We start from the raw sequence: 15,672 nt of genomic DNA, 5'->3' as shown, positions 1-15,672 counted from the left end.
AATGAAAGAAGTCCGCATTCTTACGGAAGAAGAAATCAAAAACGTATTGTCCGACTTGCAAAAATGGAAACTGGAAACGGAAGATGGCATTCCTAAGTTGGTAAGATCCTTGGAATTCGAGGATTTTATTCAGGCATTCGGCTACCTTACAAAAATCGCACTGCTCTCGGAAACGATGAATCATCATGCGGAAATAAAAAACGCTTACAACCGAGTAAGACTGTCTTTATATACTCATACTGAGAAAAACATAACTAACTTGGACCGGGATTTTTGTTATGCGGCGGAAAAGTATCTTTCTTCTAAGTGAGATTTTCCTTCATCCATTCTGCAATTTTCGCTTCGTTCTCGGATTTACTTTTTTCCAGATTTTGAATCACTAGTTTCTGTCGTTCCACGGAATGGTTCTGACTTAGTTTAGCTTTGGCCTCGATTCTGGAAATTTGAATTTCGATTCCTACAATTCCTGCCACCAAACCTTCTTTATACTTAGATTCAACATTCTGTAAGGAATAATTAGAATCTTCCGATTCATAATATTTTACCAAATTAGCCAGTGAAGAAAGCAGATCCGACTCGGAAGAAACCAAACGTGCCTTTCCATATACATGAACACTGATATAATTCCATGTAGGAACGGCTCTATCCGTTTCGTACCAGGAAGGGGAAATATAAGCATGAGGTCCCTGGAATATAGCTAAAACTTCTTTGGATTCTAAATCTTTCCATTGAAGGTTTTGTTTCGCAATATGTCCGACTAACTTTGTTTGATCGGAATTCAAAAGCAGAGGGAGATGAGTGGCCCACAAAGATTCCCCGCTCATAGAGATCAGTGTAGCAAAACTATATTCTCCCATCACCTTATGGATGAGATCTACGTCTTTCAGTTCGAAAGCGGAAGGAACAAACATAATATCCTCATTTAAAAACAAAAAACCCCCAAGATACCTCGGGGGTTTTCGAACGCATAAGATGATAAACTGTGAAGTTTAAATCTTAGTTGTTAGGGAAGTCAGCAAGAGTTTGAAGACCTGTGTCAGCAAACTTCACAGAACCAACACCAGCGGAAGCTGCTGCTGGGCAGTGGCTGATACCAGCCAAAGTAGCTCCGATCACAGCGATTGGAGCCGCTCTTCCAGCAGAAGTCAAACCGTAGATACAAGATGTTAGAAGAGTTGTAGATCCACCATCACCTGTAGTTCCAGTTACCGCTCCCAATTTTCCACCACCGATAGCAAGAGGAGGAGCGTAAGATGCTCTCAATCCATTGTTACAAGAGGTTGCTTCATCAAATGCAGTTTGAGTAGAAGCTACTCCAGAACCGTTTGTTAAAGCAGGACCGTTCAAAGTAGTTCTAGCTGCTGCATAAGCACTTGCCGCTTGACCTTGAGTCGAGAAAGAATAAGCAACTTCTCTCACAGGAGACAAAGGAAGAGCTGCTGTTGCAGTAGGTCCACCGGATGGTAAACCAAGAGCTTCACAAGAAACTACTTCTGTAGCAGTGATGTTGCTTCCTTGAGTGTATGCATCTGTAGTTAAAGCATAAGCAGTAGATGCTGCGCTAGTTGCAGCGATCATCGGCATCAATTGACCGAATCCTAAAGATACTAGAGTACCGAATTTAGGGTAAGATCTCTCAGCCAAAACACTTGTAGATGTGGTATTGCTTCCAGAAGGTCCGTCGTTTACAGGAGTAAAAGTAGATCCGTCAACGAAAGAGAATACTTCTCCAGCATAAGCACCGTTAAACAAGTTTGTTTTCAATGCATACTCAATGTTAGGAGTTTTTTTACAATCTTGAGCAGTTGCCACTGTGTTATAAACAGTAACTTGGTTTTCCAAATCTTTTGTTCTAGATGCTGTAGTCAAAGCAGAGTAAGAACAGCTGGATTTTGGAATTCTAGCACAAGCCATAATCGCAGAACCACGAGAACCCTTCAATGCTCCGTAAGTAGCAGCAGAAAGACCAACACCTGCAAGGTTGTTTGCTTCCGCTTGAGTCTCTATTGTTCTTAGGTAAGTAGCTCTAGCAGCAGCATTCCAAGTATCTTTATCTGTAAAGAATGCATCATACTTTCTATTGTAAGAAACGTTGTTCAATGTAGCTGCTGTATGAGAAGAACCGTGCAAGCTGTTAAAGTGAGCTAAAAATTTAGCACCATTAAAAGTTGTATCAGCAGTTCCACTGCTCACTGCTACCTGAACCAATGTTCCGTAGCTAAGACCAGTCAAGTTGATGTTTACAGCACAGTTTCCTTGCCCAGCAGTACGAACCGCTTGGGAAAGAAGTCCAGCAAGTAAAGCCTCTTCTTTTACTTTTTCTTTATGGCAAGCAGTGAAAGCAAGAGCGCTGATCATTGCAATGCCTGTAAGTTTCATAATATTGCGTTTCATCTATATCTCCTGATTATAGCTCTAGTTTGTAACCAACGCGGTATGTTTGACCACCGATTACGACTGGGTATGCAGCGATAGGAGCGAGAGCGTTAGCTCCACCCACGGAACGAGTTCCTGCTGTTCCCATTCCTGCAGAAAGGATAGTTTCCAATTCGAAGAAAACGTGTCCTTTGTCTGTAACTTTTGTTTGAGCACCGATCAACCAGTTCAAACCAAAGCCGCTTGCACGGAATTGAGCGTTTTCTTTATAGATTCCAGGAGATGGAGCATCAGAAAGGAAAGCTCCGCCAGGACCAGCTAGACCAGGAAGTGCGTTTTTAAGAGTGTCACCATCGATTGTTCCAGCAACTCCCCATCCACCTCTATAGTAGTTCACACCACCGGCAACATACACAGCTGTGTCGTTTGCAGCGTTGAACAATTTAACACCCACGTATGCAGGAATTGTCCAAGCAGTGTAGTTCCACTCTTGTTCCAACCACTTGTATCCAGCGATTGTGGAAGTAGTGTAACCACCAGCGATTTTAGTAGTATAATTTACGTTAATTCTCCAGAAGAGGCTGTTGATTCCGAAAAGACCTTCTTTTTCGTAACCTAGGTTAAGGTTCAAACCAACCATAGCACCATTATCTTTCACACCGACTAAACCGTTAGTAGATCTGTTAAGACCGATCAGAGTGTTTTCTGAATAAATTGCTTTTTGTGGGGTTCCTGTAATGTTCCCTTGAGAATCTCTGGATGGTTGACGAGAGTCAAGACCGTCTTTTAAAATGGTTCCGCCCATTTGAGCTAAGTCAAATTGGCCACCAATACCGAATACAACATAAGAACGAGGACCTGTTTGTGCGCTTAAGCTACCAGCCATAGCAACAAACAATGCCCCCATCATTCCTAAACGAAGTGAGTGCAACATTCGATGGTTACTCCTTGTGAGTTTTTCTTTCCTGAATTTTTGGTATCCTGCGGACGTATTGCACTTTAGGTTAAGTACGATTTTCCGACAATTGGAAGGAAAATAGACCGTAGAATTTTTTCTGTCAAATAAAATTGTTAAATTAAGATAAAAATGTGTTTTGTATGGAATTTGTGACGCATTGCACCAAAAACTTAGGGAACCAACGGGTATGAAAGCAAAAGTTCTAACAAATGTTCTTTGGATCGCTGGATTATTTTTTCTGGGAGCTGTGAAGTTGGAGGCAATCGAAAGAAAAGTGCATCGTTTTTCCGGAAAATTGATCCAAATCGTGGCACAAGGCCAGGAATCTTATATAGAATACGAAGACAGCACCTCTCTTAGGTTGCGAAAGGTCTTTTGCGATGCGGATACGATGAAAACTCTCTTTTCTTACTCCGGGAAGGAGGAAGGTCATTTTGTGGAAGGAAAGGCGACCCAATTGACTCCTACTTCGGAAATTTGGGTCTGTTTGGGAAAACCGAATGTGATGAAGAGGTTCAGTGTAGGAGTTCCTACAAAAGTAGAGCCCAACTCCAAATTTGTCGCAGGCCAGGTGGTAGAAGCCTCTGGGGAAACAGGCAGAATCGTCTATATGACCCAAGGAAGGCGAAATTATCTAACAGTCGCTCCTTCCATAGCCCAAGACTTCCAATCCAGACTGGAAAAAATGGAAATCGTGGAGATTAAAGGGAATTTCACCTACGACAGAGTGAAACGGTATTACGTGGGGGAATAAGTACCCCACCCAGCCGCCTTCAGGGCGGGGGGTGGGATCGTGGGCGGCTTTGCTCTGCAAATCCGCTTTACAAAATTTTCCCTTTTTCGTAAACTCTTGCCTGAAATTTTTTTTCTTTTAGTTCGCACTTTTGCCCGCTTTCTCTGGAATGGAAAATCAATGAAGGCTTTTTTAGTTTTAGAAAATGGAACTGTGATGGAAGGAGAGTCTTTTGGCGCAGAAACTTCCACACTTGGCGAAGTTGTTTTTAATACTTCCATGGCAGGGTATCAGGAGATCCTTACGGATCCTTCCTACAAAGGTCAGATGATCAACCTCACCTACCCCATGATCGGTAATTACGGAATCAATCCGGACGATATGGAGTCCGATCAAATACACGCCACCGGACTCATCGTAAAAGAATACGTATCCAGGCCATCCAACTATCAATCTAAAGAAACTTTATGCGACTTTCTCATCCGATTCAATGTCCCTGGAATTCAGGGAGTGGACACAAGAAAGCTAACACGCATCATACGAAACTCGGGTGCGATGTCTGCAGGGATTTTCGTTGCAGACAAATACTCCGACTCCTTCCTGGAAAAAGTAAAGGCCGCTCCCAAAATGGTCGGGGCAGATTTAGCAAAAGTAGTTACTACCGCAAAACCTTATCAATACGGAACCCATTCACCTAACAAATACAAATTGGCTGTTTATGACTTCGGGGTCAAAAAAAACATTCTTCGCCTTCTTGACAAAGCCGGTTTCAATGTGAACGTCTTTCCTGCAGAAACGAAAGCGGAAGAACTTCTGAAAGAAAACTATGATGCATACTTCTTATCCAACGGTCCCGGTGATCCCGAGCCTTTGAACTATGCAATTGATTCCGCCAAAAAGATCATGGAAAATAAAAAACCTCTTTTCGGAATTTGTCTTGGTCACCAAATCATCGGTTTGGCGCTGGGAAGAAAAACCACCAAACTCAAGTTTGGGCACAGAGGGGGAAATCATCCGGTTCGAAACGAAGAAACGAAAAGAATCGAAATCACTTCCCAAAACCACGGTTTCCATGTTCTAGGAGAATCCACCGAAGAAACTCCTATCACACGTTTGAATCTTTTTGACAACACTGTTGCTGGCCTCAAACAAAAAGGTCTTCCCGTAATGGCAGTGCAATATCATCCGGAAGCTTGCCCCGGCCCCAACGATTCCGCATATCATTTTCAAGAATTTTATGAAATGGTAAAGATCACTAAACAAAACTAACAGGAGACGGTTAATGAAAAATCAGGATGAAAAAAATTTCTGGGGAATTCCTTACGGAACGGAAATCAGCACGGAAGCGTTTGTAAAAGATGTTTGGGATCCTACTACGGATGAAATCATCACTCCAAAAAACTTTCTAGGACTAGGGTGGGGAGTGAATCTTCACGCACTAGGAAAAAGAGTAGGATTGATTCGATAATAACTACCGAGTCAATTCCCGAAAGAGCACATCTCTTCCTTTTCGGTTGAGATGTGTCCAATCCGCATAATTACTTCTTTTCGAAAATAAACTTCTCTCTAACCGAACGTATTTCCAGCCATCTAACTTCCGCAATTCGACACCGTAAACAGAATTCACCCCTACGACATCTAAATCTTTCTCTAAATCGGGCGAAAAGGGAATATCCAAACAAACGATTTGAATACCTTGTTCCGAAGTTTCCCGAATGAGTTTACGGAAGAGAGCGACCGATACGTCCCTTCTTTTTATAAAACCGTAGGCACTTCCTTTTTTGAACTCTTCCGTATCACTTAAAATAGGCGAATTTCCATAATCCTTCCAAACCCAAGCTCCTTGTTCTCGATCGAATTGTTCTCTCAAAAATTCGGATTCTCTTTTTCTTTTTTCCAAAGTTTGCAGGATCGGGTTCGGTCGTAATTCCCCGGAAGTATCTTCCGTTTCATAAAATTGGGACTGAGAAGGAAGGATTCCGAAAAGAGCCGCATAATTTGCGTTCAATCCGAAAAAAGGAAAACATTGGATGATCATTTTCCAAACGAAATCATGAACGTTGGAGAAATAAGCCTTTCTAAGATCCGAATCAACAATTTGCCTCCAATGGAAACTGCCAAATCCGTAATATAACTGTTTGTGGGTATCTGTGACTGAATTCTGCGACAATGCAATCGGAGAAACATTCAAATATATCTTTTGCAAATGAGGGAAACGATTTCTCAATCTGTAATATTGATCCAATATACCTTCAGGTTGTTCGCTGGGTCTGGGATGGTAGGAAATTTGATCTTTATTAACTTTTTCTATCTTGGAAATCATTTCCACGGTAAGGCCGCTAATGATCTGACTGTCTCCTAAAACCAGAATCGTAACTTTCTCGGAAGAGGTCTCTTTTCCTTTTTCTTCCAAAAACCAATACAATGAGCTAACTTCACAGAAAGATGCGAGAGGTTCTACAAAAAGTCTCATGCAAAGAGAGATCAGAATCAGTGTTAAAAACAAGTAACGTAGTTTCATAGGTTAAAACTGAAAATAAAAAAACTCTTGTTTATCGAAGGGAGAAACCAAAGCAAATAAAACGAATAGAACAAAGAAAAAAAACAAAAATCGATACGGTCTAGTGTTGATCTCCCAATCTGCCTCAAGAGTTTGTTTTTTCTCCTGGGTATAATCGAATACCAAAATGGGAATCATAAATAAAAATACATACGACCATTGCAAAGTTTCCCAACCGAAAGAGAAAATATTTCGTAAATAACGAATCAATTCGGAAGGGTCATTGACACGAAACAGAAGAAGCCCGAAAGCAAAACTTAGAAAGGTAAAACATCTGCCTAAGTAAGTCAGTAAGATGGATTCAAACGACAAACGGGAAAGAAATAACTTCTTAGTTAAATTGTATAAAACAATGCAAGCGCCCAGGTAAATTCCCCAGATCAAATATCCGTATGTGGCTCCATGCCACAGGCCTCCCAAAAGCCAAACGAACATAATATTCAAGTTTTGTTTAAAAAAACCGAACCTATTTCCACCTAACGGAATATAAACATAATCACGAAGCCAACTGGAAAGCGAGATATGCCATCTTTGCCAAAACTGGGAAGGATTAGATGCAAAAAAAGGACGATGGAAATTATTCATCAATTTGAAGCCCATCATTTCGGCAAGACCTCTCGCACAGTTAGAATAACCGGAAAAGTCGGCATACACCTGAAAGGCGAATGCAGGTGCGACCATCCATAAAATTCCAGGAGGAAGTTCTCCTCCTGCAACAAGAGCACCGTCTACGAATTTAGCCAAAGGATCCGCAATCACTGTTTTCAGAAAGATCCCCCAAACAAACAAACTCATACCGCTGAAGAAAGAGTTTGTATCTGTCTTTCTTTCCTTTTCCAATTGGGGAAGCAAAGAATTGGGCCTTTCTATCGGGCCGGCAAGAAGGAGTGGGAAAAAGATATCGTAAACGGCGAAACTGATAAAATTGCGCGAAGCGGAAATGCGAGAAGAGTGAATTTCCACCAAATAACTGATGTTATGAAATGTATAAAAAGAAACACCTACCGGGAGTAAAATCTCAGGTTTCCAAATGCTGAATCCCGGTTCGAACAAACGAATCCCGTCTTCAAAAAGCCCTAAAACAAATACCAAATACTTAAACCAGCCCAAAAGAAGAAGATTGAATGCGATTCCTGCTACCAACACTCTCTTTTTAGAAGAGGGATTTTGCTGAGTATCAATGGCAATCCCAATCGCAAAATTAACTAGGATGGAAAATAAAAGCAAAAAGGTCATCTTCCAATTCCAGTAGGAATAGAAATAAAGACCATATAACAGAAGCAATATGTTTTGATGTTTTTTGGATAAAAAAAGATAAATCGCGAAAAAAAAGGAAAAACTAGTTAAGAATGGAAGAGAGTTAAATAACACAGCTCACGAAATCTTCTAAGCTTCTTCTATCATTTCCAAAAATTGGTTTTTATCTTTCGTATCATCCGGATACGCCAAAGTTAAGATACGATAAGAAGGTTTGAAATTAGAACCGAAACTTTCTTCCTTCTTTGCAAAAGAGGATTTGATCTTTTTAACGATAATTTCCGTTTCTTCCTTATCTTTCCCATGGAGAATCATGGCAAATTTCCCCTGCCCCACTCTGGTGAAAAAATCGTTCTCTCCGATATGATCCGTAATTGTTTTTCTCAGGCTGTCCGCATAACGAGCGAATTTTCCGGCACCGAACAGACTCACCATTCTGGAAATGTTTTGGATCTTGAATAAGGAAACAGTAAAAGAAAGTTTTAGTTGGTTCGCCTTTTCGATTTCACTTAGGATTTTATTTTCCAAAGGATTAAAAGGATTTCGGAACAACGCTTCCTTTTCGGAAAGAATCAATAAATTGGCAAGAACAGGCGCAGAGGTTTCCAATAATGCGACTGCGACGTCTCTAGTCATATCCGTCCAAGGTTTATTCGTGGAGTGAACCACGATCATTCCAACTAACCAATTCAAATTGATGATCGGAAGAATCGTAAACTCGGACATGATGCCCAATTCATCGTTCGTAAAGATCGATTTAAGTTCGGAATCTTCTCTGAAGTTTTCCAAACGATACACTCCGGGAACATTAGAGACCATCCCTACGATGTCGGAATCTTTACTGAGCTTGAAGTCTTTCGCTCTTTCCGGAAGGATAAAATTGGAGCCGAACACAACGTAGTCGGATCTGGTTTCTGAATCCAAAACCAAAAAGGAAAACTGCTTCACTCCCAATTTTTTCTTGATGTTATCGATGAGAAGATCATAAGCTTCATCCATCTTGCGCACGCCTGCGAATTCTCTCGCAGACTGCAGGACGGATTCATTGATCTCTAATACTTGTTTTGCGTTTTCCAGTTCTTCCGTAACTTTTTCAAACTGGGCGACTCTTGTAAAAACGGAACCTGCGATATCACCTATGATTTTTACGAATTCCAAATCATCCGTGATGTATTCTTCTCCGTTGATGAGTCTACCTAAAGATATAATTCCGTAACATTCGTTTTTGCCTCGAATCGGGACTAGAATTTCGGATTCCATGTCGTTTAACAAAACAAGCTCGCGGTCAGGCAATCTGGATTTTTTCAACTCTCCTGCATAAACGATAGTATCGGAATCGGTAAGTCGTTGATAGATGTCGTCCGTAGGGTAAAGGAACCAACTGTCTTTAGGAGTGATCCCTTCCGCATTGACAGCATCCCAACGTTCCGCATTGGAATTGGTAGCGGTTAGAATAACGACAGAACTACAACCTACTTGCCCGATGATGCTATATCCTAAATTCTCGAAAAAGTCCGCAAATTCGTAAGAGGAAGCTATCTCTTTTGTGATCTCGAAAACCGCTTGGTAGTTTTCAATCCGCTTTTTCGATGCTAGGTGATGAATCATAGGAGCCGTAGTAAAATCGGATTCATCATCGAATAAAAATTCTTTATCACTTGGGGCAGGATCTTCCGAAGCAGGTCGAACAGGATGTTTGGAAGATTCCGCATGAGCCTCTTTTTCCCATTCCTCAAAAAGATCCACTTCAGGAAGAGGAGCGGATGCAACTTCATCTTCCTCCGGTACAATCAAGTCCTCAGCAGCAGCAGGAAGTTCTTCAGGCTCTTTTTCCTCAGGGAATTCCTCTTCTAGCTCAGTGGGTTTTTCATCTAATTCAGGAGCAATATCCTCTAACGTAGGTTCATCGAGAGAATTTTCTTCTGCCTGCGGCTCTTCAATTTTATTTTCTTCGGGTACAGAAACATCTTCCGGTTCCGGTTCGGGAGATGTTTCATTCGATACAGGCTCTTCCGGAAAAGAAGGTTCATCTTCTCTTTCGATTAGATCCTCGTCTTCTTTAGGAAGAGAGTCGGAAGAATCGAAAGGAGACTGTGCTTTCGCATCCTCCTCTTCTCCCAACCCTAAATCGTCAAAGGATGGCTCACCCTCTTCCGGTGAAAAATCATCGTCGAAGAAGGAGTCGTCGGAACTGACAGGAGGTAAATCGGGAATATCACTGAGGTCGATCTCTTCCCAACCGTCAGGAGAAGGAAGATCTTCCGTAATTTCGCTGGCAGGCGCAGAATCTAAATCATCGATCCAGTCATCCGAATCATCGCTTAAGAATTGTTCGGCCTTCTTTAATAAAGAAGGCGCTTGAGGAGCAGCCGAAGCCGGTTTCGGATTCTCTAAGCGTGCCGACTCGGAACCCGATTTGATACTCTCCGCACGGTCGAGTAGTCCCACTTCATAACTCCAATTCTTTCATGAGTTTTTTATAAAGATCGAAATATTGAGACTTAGAGAATTCCTTAATGACATCGTCAGGAAGGTTGCCCAATAGATTGTCCAGGTATCCCAAAACTTTTTTACGATCTGCAACGGACAACTCTGCTCCGTTTGCATCGACTAAACTTTCTTCATCTAAAGCGGAAGAAGGTTTCGCTTCTTCTATTACAGGTGCGCTTGCAGCGGATCTCAATTCCTCTATCGGAGAAAGTTTTCCTTCAGGAGCATATTCGTCCAAATCGATTTCTATCGTTTCGCTATCATCGGAACCTAATGTAGGTTGTCTATTTTGGTGGGAGACAGGAGCAGAACTTGCAGCTTCTTCCTCTTCCGTTTCTACTAAATCAGGGATATCACCTAACGTAAGCTCTATTTCAGGCTCGTCTTCGAGAGAATCTTGGAATCCTTTTCCTGCAGCGGAATTTTCTTCTTCCGGCAATTCTCCTATATCTTCCAAACCATCTCCAGGGAGAGATTCTCCCAGAAGATCGTCGATATGATCCCCGGAAACGGTTTCCACTGCTTTCTCAGGTTCTTCTACTTCCGTATCAAGTTCCAAGGAATCGGTAATATCAGTGATCGGATCCGCATCTTCTTCTAACTCTACTAAGTCGAAAGAATCTTCTGTAGGCTGATCGTCTTCTTCCGCAGTTATATTTTCAAGTTCTTCCAAGGAAAGTGCGATGGATTCGTCTTCCAAATCCTCTTCTAAGAAATCATTCTCCGGAAGAGATGCACCGCCTGCGGCAGCATTTTCTTCTTCGTAAGGAAGAGGGGCACGATCCAAACTATCCACCAACTCTTCATCAGGTGCTTCTTCTGCATCTTCCGCAATGGATTCTAATTCTTCCATAGAAAGAGCGATCGGGCCGTCATCTTCGAATTCGTCGGAAAGAAGATCTTGTTTTTGAGTTTCTTCGTATTCCCCTTCTAGTCCGGAAGAGGCTTCCGCTTCTTCGAAGTCGATTGTTTCCAGAGCGCTTTCTTCTTCGGATTCATCTTCTCCGATGATGCTTCCCAACTCATCCGGGCTGAGAGTGATCGTCTCATCTTCCGGTTCGTCTTCCAATATATTCAGCTCCGTATCGTCGTCTTCGCTGATATGATCCAGCTCTTCCAGAGAAAGTGTGATCGGGCCGTCGTCTTCCTCTTCCGTATCAAAGCTAGGTGTTTCCTCTTCTTCTGAAGAAGAAGCTTCTTCGGATTCGAAGAAATCGTTCTCGGAACCTAAACTTTCTTCGAGGCTGGCTTCTCCGCCGGCTCCTAGAATATCTCCCAATTCATCGTCTGAGAGTGTTAAATTTTCGTCTTCTTTTGCGGAACCGAACAACTCTTCCTCTTCCGGATCTCTGAGAGGAGTGAAAGAAGAATCCTTTTTCTCAGGAGCGTCTTCTTCCAAATCAAGTTCCAACTCCCCTTCACTGCCGAAGGAAAGTGAGGTATCTACTTCGGAATCATCCAAATCAAGATCGACACCGAAATGTTCATCGTCTATCGAATGTTCTTCTTCCTCGGAAGAAGCCTCTTCTTCATCTGACACAGGTTCTACGAAATCGGAAAGGTCGGACTCCAATTCATATTCGTCAGAAAGACCTACAGTGTCATCGGATTCTTGATCGAAAGAAGAAGGAGCTTCTTCTTCCTCTTCGGAAAGGCCGGCGATGTTTTCCAACTCTTCCATAGAAAGAGCGATCGGGCCGTCCTCTTCTTCCACACCGAAGTCGGAGCCGGAAGATTCCAAATCCTTATCGGAAGAAATTTCCTCCGATTTTCTTTGAGAGAGTATGCCGTCTTCGCCGTTTAAAATAGCGTCGATTTCTTTGTCTAAGTCGATGACGTCGTCATCGAACTCCAATTCCAAATCGTCCTCTTCTGCAGAGGAAACTTTGCTGTGGGAATCGGCTTCATCTTCATCGAGCAGACCGAAGTCGCTATGAATATCATCATCGTGAAGGATAGGGTCTTCTTCACCTAATAAGTTTAAGTCGGAATCTAAATCGATGTCCAATAAATCGTCATCCGAATCGTCGGATGTGGAAACGACCAAATCACTGATGGAGTGATCGTCTTCATCTTCAAAATTTGTAATATCTTCTAAAGTAGGTGGTTCTAATCCCGGAGATGATTCCAAATCATCGTCACCCAAATCGAAATCATCTAGATCAAGCGAGAATGTATCCTCGTCCAAAATTGGCTCGAGATTATCTAGATCTTCATTTTTATTGTTTTCCTGATCCGCCATTCGCTTCGATTACCGTTTTCCCAAATCTATAGCTTGGCCATCGACTAAGAGTTGCTCCAAGCTATCGTCCTCCAAAGACATTTCAGCATGGGGGAGTAGCCCACCTGCTTTTTCTATCAAATCTCTTCCCGTAGAACCGGACTCCATTTTATAAATCCCAGGGGACTTGATTTGTCCCGTAATTTTAACATGGATTTGTTCCGAGGAATAGATTCTTTTTCTCAGCTCAGGGTGTTCCTTCAAGTAAAATGCAGAAACGGATAAGGTTACAAATAGAACCGAACCAAATGCAAGTTTTTGAATCAAAGGAATAGACCCCCTCTGGTTTATTTTCGGCAACTAGAGGGGAAAAAGATTAACGTTGGTGCAGTAAAATGCGAACTTTTGCTTTCTTTAATTGAATTTCTTTTTCCGGGGAGGAAGGAAGAGCTTCAATTTCTCGTAATAATTCTTCAGCGTGATCGTGGGACATATCGTCCTCGGAATGGCCGTCTTCTGTCAAAACACGAATTTCATCGTTTTTCACTTCACAAAACCCGCCGTCGATCGCGATACGGAACTCTTTGCCGCTGATTTTAAGCTTCATCAAGCCATGATCCAATTGGGCAACAATCGGGGCGTGGCCAGGTAAAACTCCAAAATATCCCACAGCACCGGGAAGGATGGCAGATTCCACCTTCCCTTGGTAGAGAATTTTATCCGGAGAAATGATAGTGAGGGATAGATTCTTTTCCATTTTGGTTCGACTTAACCTTGCAATTGTTTCGCCGCTTCCACTGCCTCATCGATGGAACCCACCATATAGAAAGCTTGTTCTGGAAGAGAATCGTATTTTCCTTCGATGATTCCTTTGAAAGAACGAATTGTATCCGCAAGTTTCACGTATTTTCCAGGGCGTCCGGTGAACTGTTCCGCTACGTGGAAAGGTTGAGAGAGGAATTTTTCCAATCTTCTTGCGCGTGCTACTAGGATTTTATCGTCTTCGGACAATTCGTCCATACCTAAGATGGCAATGATATCTTGAAGGTCTTTGTATCTTTGAAGAATTCTTTGTACTTCTCTAGCAGTATCGTAGTGTTCTTCTCCTACGATTGCAGGGTTCATGATTCTGGAAGTGGAATCCAAAGGATCCACAGCAGGATAAATCCCTTTTTCGGAAATAGCACGAGATAGAGTTGTAGTCGCGTCCAAGTGAGCGAATGCAGTTGCAGGAGCCGGGTCAGTTAAGTCGTCGGCAGGAACATAGATCGCTTGCACGGAAGTGATGGAACCTTTCGTAGTGGAAGTGATTCGTTCTTGTAGTCCCCCCATCTCAGTAGCAAGAGTCGGTTGGTATCCTACCGCAGAAGGCATACGACCAAGTAACGCAGATACTTCGGAGCCCGCTTGAGAGAAACGGAAGATATTGTCTACGAAAAGCAGAATATCGGAACCGGATTGGTCACGGAAGTGTTCCGCCATAGTAAGCGCAGAAAGAGCGATTCTAAGACGAGCACCTGGTGGTTCGTTCATCTGACCAAAACATAACACTGTTTTGTCGATAACGCCTGAATCTTTCATTTCATGCCAAAGGTCGTTTCCTTCACGGGTTCTTTCCCCTACTCCGGCGAACACGGAATAACCACCGTGTTGTTTTGCGATGTTGTTGATCAATTCCTGAATGAGAACCGTTTTACCTACTCCGGCACCGCCGAAGAGACCTGTTTTTCCCCCTTTGATGTAAGGAGCGAGCAGATCGATTACTTTGATTCCTGTTTCGAAAATCTCTGTTTTAGGTTTAATTTCTTCGTAAGAAGGAGCGCTTCTGTGGATCGGTCTTCTTTCGATGTCTTTCGGCATATCGCCCATTTCATCTACTGTTTCACCTAGAACGTTGAAGATACGTCCCAATGTTTTTTGACCTACAGGAACGGAAATAGGAGCTCCCGTATCCACTACTTCCAAACCTCTTTTGAGACCGTCCGTAGATTGAAGAGAGATGGCACGAACCGTATTATCACCGATATGTTGCTGAACTTCGGCAGTGATTTTCACATCATTCCCGTTAATCTTTGTATTGATTTCTACAGCATTGTAAATTTCAGGAATGTTTCCTGTTTCAAAACTAATGTCTAATACCGAACCGATGATTTGTTTGATTTTGCCTTTATTCATATATTAACTCCGAATGATCTGATTAAGAGATCGCTTCTGCGCCCCCGACGATTTCTGAAATTTCTTGTGTGATCTTTGCCTGTCTGACTCGGTTGTATCCTCGAGTGAGAAGTTTGATCATTTCCCCTGCCGCATCTGTTGCAGACTTCATAGCGATTCTTCGTGCAATGTGTTCGGAAGCGGAAGTTTCCAGGATGATCTTTACAAAAGTGGTACGAATCACTAATGGTAATAGATTCTCCAAGATGGTTTTTGGATCTGGCTCATACATAATTTCTGGTCCAGAGTTCGATTTTTGAGAAGTATCTTCTTCCACTTGCAAAGGAAGGATCGAAGTAACTTCCGGTTTTTGAGAAGCCGCAGAGTAATAATGAGTGGATACTACTTCCACTGCGTCGATTTCCTCTTTTGCAAATGCAGACATAAAATAATTTGCGAGTATATTCGCTTCGGGAGACCCCGCTTTGTCGTCAATGTTCGTATAACTTGACTTCAACGGAATTTTGGCGAATTTGAAGTATGCAACCGCCTTTTTACCTGCAGCATGTACCTCCACTTCTACGCCTTTCGCAGTCCATTCGTCGATGCGGTTACGAACCATTTTCAGAACATTGGAGTTGAACCCGCCACATAACCCACGATTTGCGGTAATGGCAAGGATTGCAACTTTTCTGGTCTTTAGAGGTTTACGAAGGTAAGGACTTTGAATCACCCCGGCAAGTCCGGACAACGACCCAACGAGTTCCATCGTCAACTCGGCATAAGGTTTTGCCGCGTTGACTTTGTTCGTCGCTTTTTTCGCCTTCGCAGTGGAGACCATCTCCATCGTACGAGTGATCTTTCGGGTGTTTTTGACCGAAGTGATCCTTTTTTTTATCTCACGCGGTGTCGCCAAGATCTTT

At 42.5% G+C, this 15,672-nt stretch carries 15 protein-coding genes; 4 read left to right on the top strand and 11 right to left on the bottom strand.

Annotated elements, in window-relative coordinates; genetic code table 11:
• Position 1: 1 nt before the first annotated feature.
• Entirely contained in the window at positions 2-310 is a 309-nt protein-coding gene (locus EHS15_RS02255; RefSeq protein ID WP_135758917.1) for a 4a-hydroxytetrahydrobiopterin dehydratase, read from the top strand.
• Here the strand turns inward: EHS15_RS02255 and EHS15_RS02250 are convergent.
• The 3 genes from EHS15_RS02250 to EHS15_RS02240 form a co-directional block, all read right to left on the bottom strand.
• Positions 303-911, bottom strand: a complete 609-nt coding sequence (locus EHS15_RS02250) for an FMN-binding negative transcriptional regulator (protein ID WP_135758916.1) — start codon at positions 909-911, stop codon at positions 303-305. The genes EHS15_RS02255 and EHS15_RS02250 overlap by 8 nt on opposite strands.
• An 85-nt stretch (positions 912-996) precedes the next feature.
• Entirely contained in the window at positions 997-2,358 is a 1,362-nt protein-coding gene (locus EHS15_RS02245) for a hypothetical protein (protein ID WP_135758915.1), read from the bottom strand.
• A gap of 49 nt (positions 2,359-2,407) precedes the next feature.
• Complete coding sequence (locus EHS15_RS02240; RefSeq protein WP_246051858.1) at positions 2,408-3,262, bottom strand: porin OmpL1; 855 nt, start codon at positions 3,260-3,262, stop codon at positions 2,408-2,410.
• A 259-nt stretch (positions 3,263-3,521) separates the two neighbouring features.
• Between EHS15_RS02240 and EHS15_RS02235 the strand changes: the two genes are divergently transcribed.
• From EHS15_RS02235 to EHS15_RS02225, 3 genes are all read left to right on the top strand, one after another.
• Entirely contained in the window at positions 3,522-4,088 is a 567-nt protein-coding gene (locus tag EHS15_RS02235; RefSeq protein ID WP_135758913.1) for a hypothetical protein, read from the top strand.
• Between the two features lie 159 nt (positions 4,089-4,247).
• Positions 4,248-5,336: a glutamine-hydrolyzing carbamoyl-phosphate synthase small subunit gene (gene carA, locus EHS15_RS02230; protein WP_135758912.1), complete on the top strand. Its 1,089-nt coding sequence runs from the start codon at positions 4,248-4,250 to the stop codon at positions 5,334-5,336.
• Between the two features lie 13 nt (positions 5,337-5,349).
• Positions 5,350-5,535, top strand: a complete 186-nt coding sequence (locus EHS15_RS02225; protein ID WP_135758911.1) for a hypothetical protein — start codon at positions 5,350-5,352, stop codon at positions 5,533-5,535.
• A 3-nt stretch (positions 5,536-5,538) separates the two neighbouring features.
• Here the strand turns inward: EHS15_RS02225 and EHS15_RS02220 are convergent, their stop codons facing one another.
• From EHS15_RS02220 to atpG, 8 genes are read right to left on the bottom strand one after another with little or no spacing between them, the layout of a single operon-like run.
• Positions 5,539-6,588 (bottom strand): hypothetical protein, encoded by a 1,050-nt coding sequence (locus EHS15_RS02220; protein WP_135758910.1) that lies wholly within the window; start codon positions 6,586-6,588, stop codon positions 5,539-5,541.
• Positions 6,589-6,591: 3 nt separating this feature from the next.
• A complete protein-coding gene (locus tag EHS15_RS02215; RefSeq protein WP_135758909.1) occupies positions 6,592-7,998 on the bottom strand; it encodes an MBOAT family O-acyltransferase in 1,407 nt (468 codons plus the stop codon).
• Positions 7,999-8,013: 15 nt separating this feature from the next.
• Entirely contained in the window at positions 8,014-10,332 is a 2,319-nt protein-coding gene (locus EHS15_RS02210; RefSeq protein WP_135758908.1) for a GAF domain-containing protein, read from the bottom strand.
• Position 10,333: 1 nt separating this feature from the next.
• Positions 10,334-12,616, bottom strand: coding sequence for a hypothetical protein (locus tag EHS15_RS02205; protein ID WP_135758907.1), 2,283 nt, complete (start codon positions 12,614-12,616; stop codon positions 10,334-10,336).
• Between the two features lie 9 nt (positions 12,617-12,625).
• The gene (locus EHS15_RS02200; protein WP_246051857.1) at positions 12,626-12,922 is read right to left on the bottom strand and encodes an SLBB domain-containing protein; all 297 of its coding nucleotides are present in this window, start codon (positions 12,920-12,922) and stop codon (positions 12,626-12,628) included.
• A gap of 49 nt (positions 12,923-12,971) precedes the next feature.
• Positions 12,972-13,352 (bottom strand): ATP synthase F1 subunit epsilon, encoded by a 381-nt coding sequence (gene atpC / locus EHS15_RS02195; RefSeq protein WP_135758906.1) that lies wholly within the window; start codon positions 13,350-13,352, stop codon positions 12,972-12,974.
• An 11-nt stretch (positions 13,353-13,363) separates the two neighbouring features.
• Entirely contained in the window at positions 13,364-14,770 is a 1,407-nt protein-coding gene (gene atpD / locus EHS15_RS02190) for a F0F1 ATP synthase subunit beta (protein WP_135758905.1), read from the bottom strand.
• 22 nt (positions 14,771-14,792) lie between these two features.
• Positions 14,793-15,665 carry an ATP synthase F1 subunit gamma gene (atpG, locus tag EHS15_RS02185; protein WP_135758904.1) on the bottom strand — a complete coding sequence of 291 codons (873 nt, stop codon included), beginning with the start codon at positions 15,663-15,665 and terminating at the stop codon, positions 14,793-14,795.
• Positions 15,666-15,672 lie beyond the last annotated feature (7 nt).

Origin of the sequence: Leptospira idonii (assembly GCF_004770995.1) — a bacterium.
GTDB lineage: Bacteria > Spirochaetota > Leptospiria > Leptospirales > Leptospiraceae > Leptospira_A > Leptospira_A idonii.
Note: the sequence above shows the minus strand (reverse complement) of the source record. Positions and strands in the feature narration are given on the sequence as shown.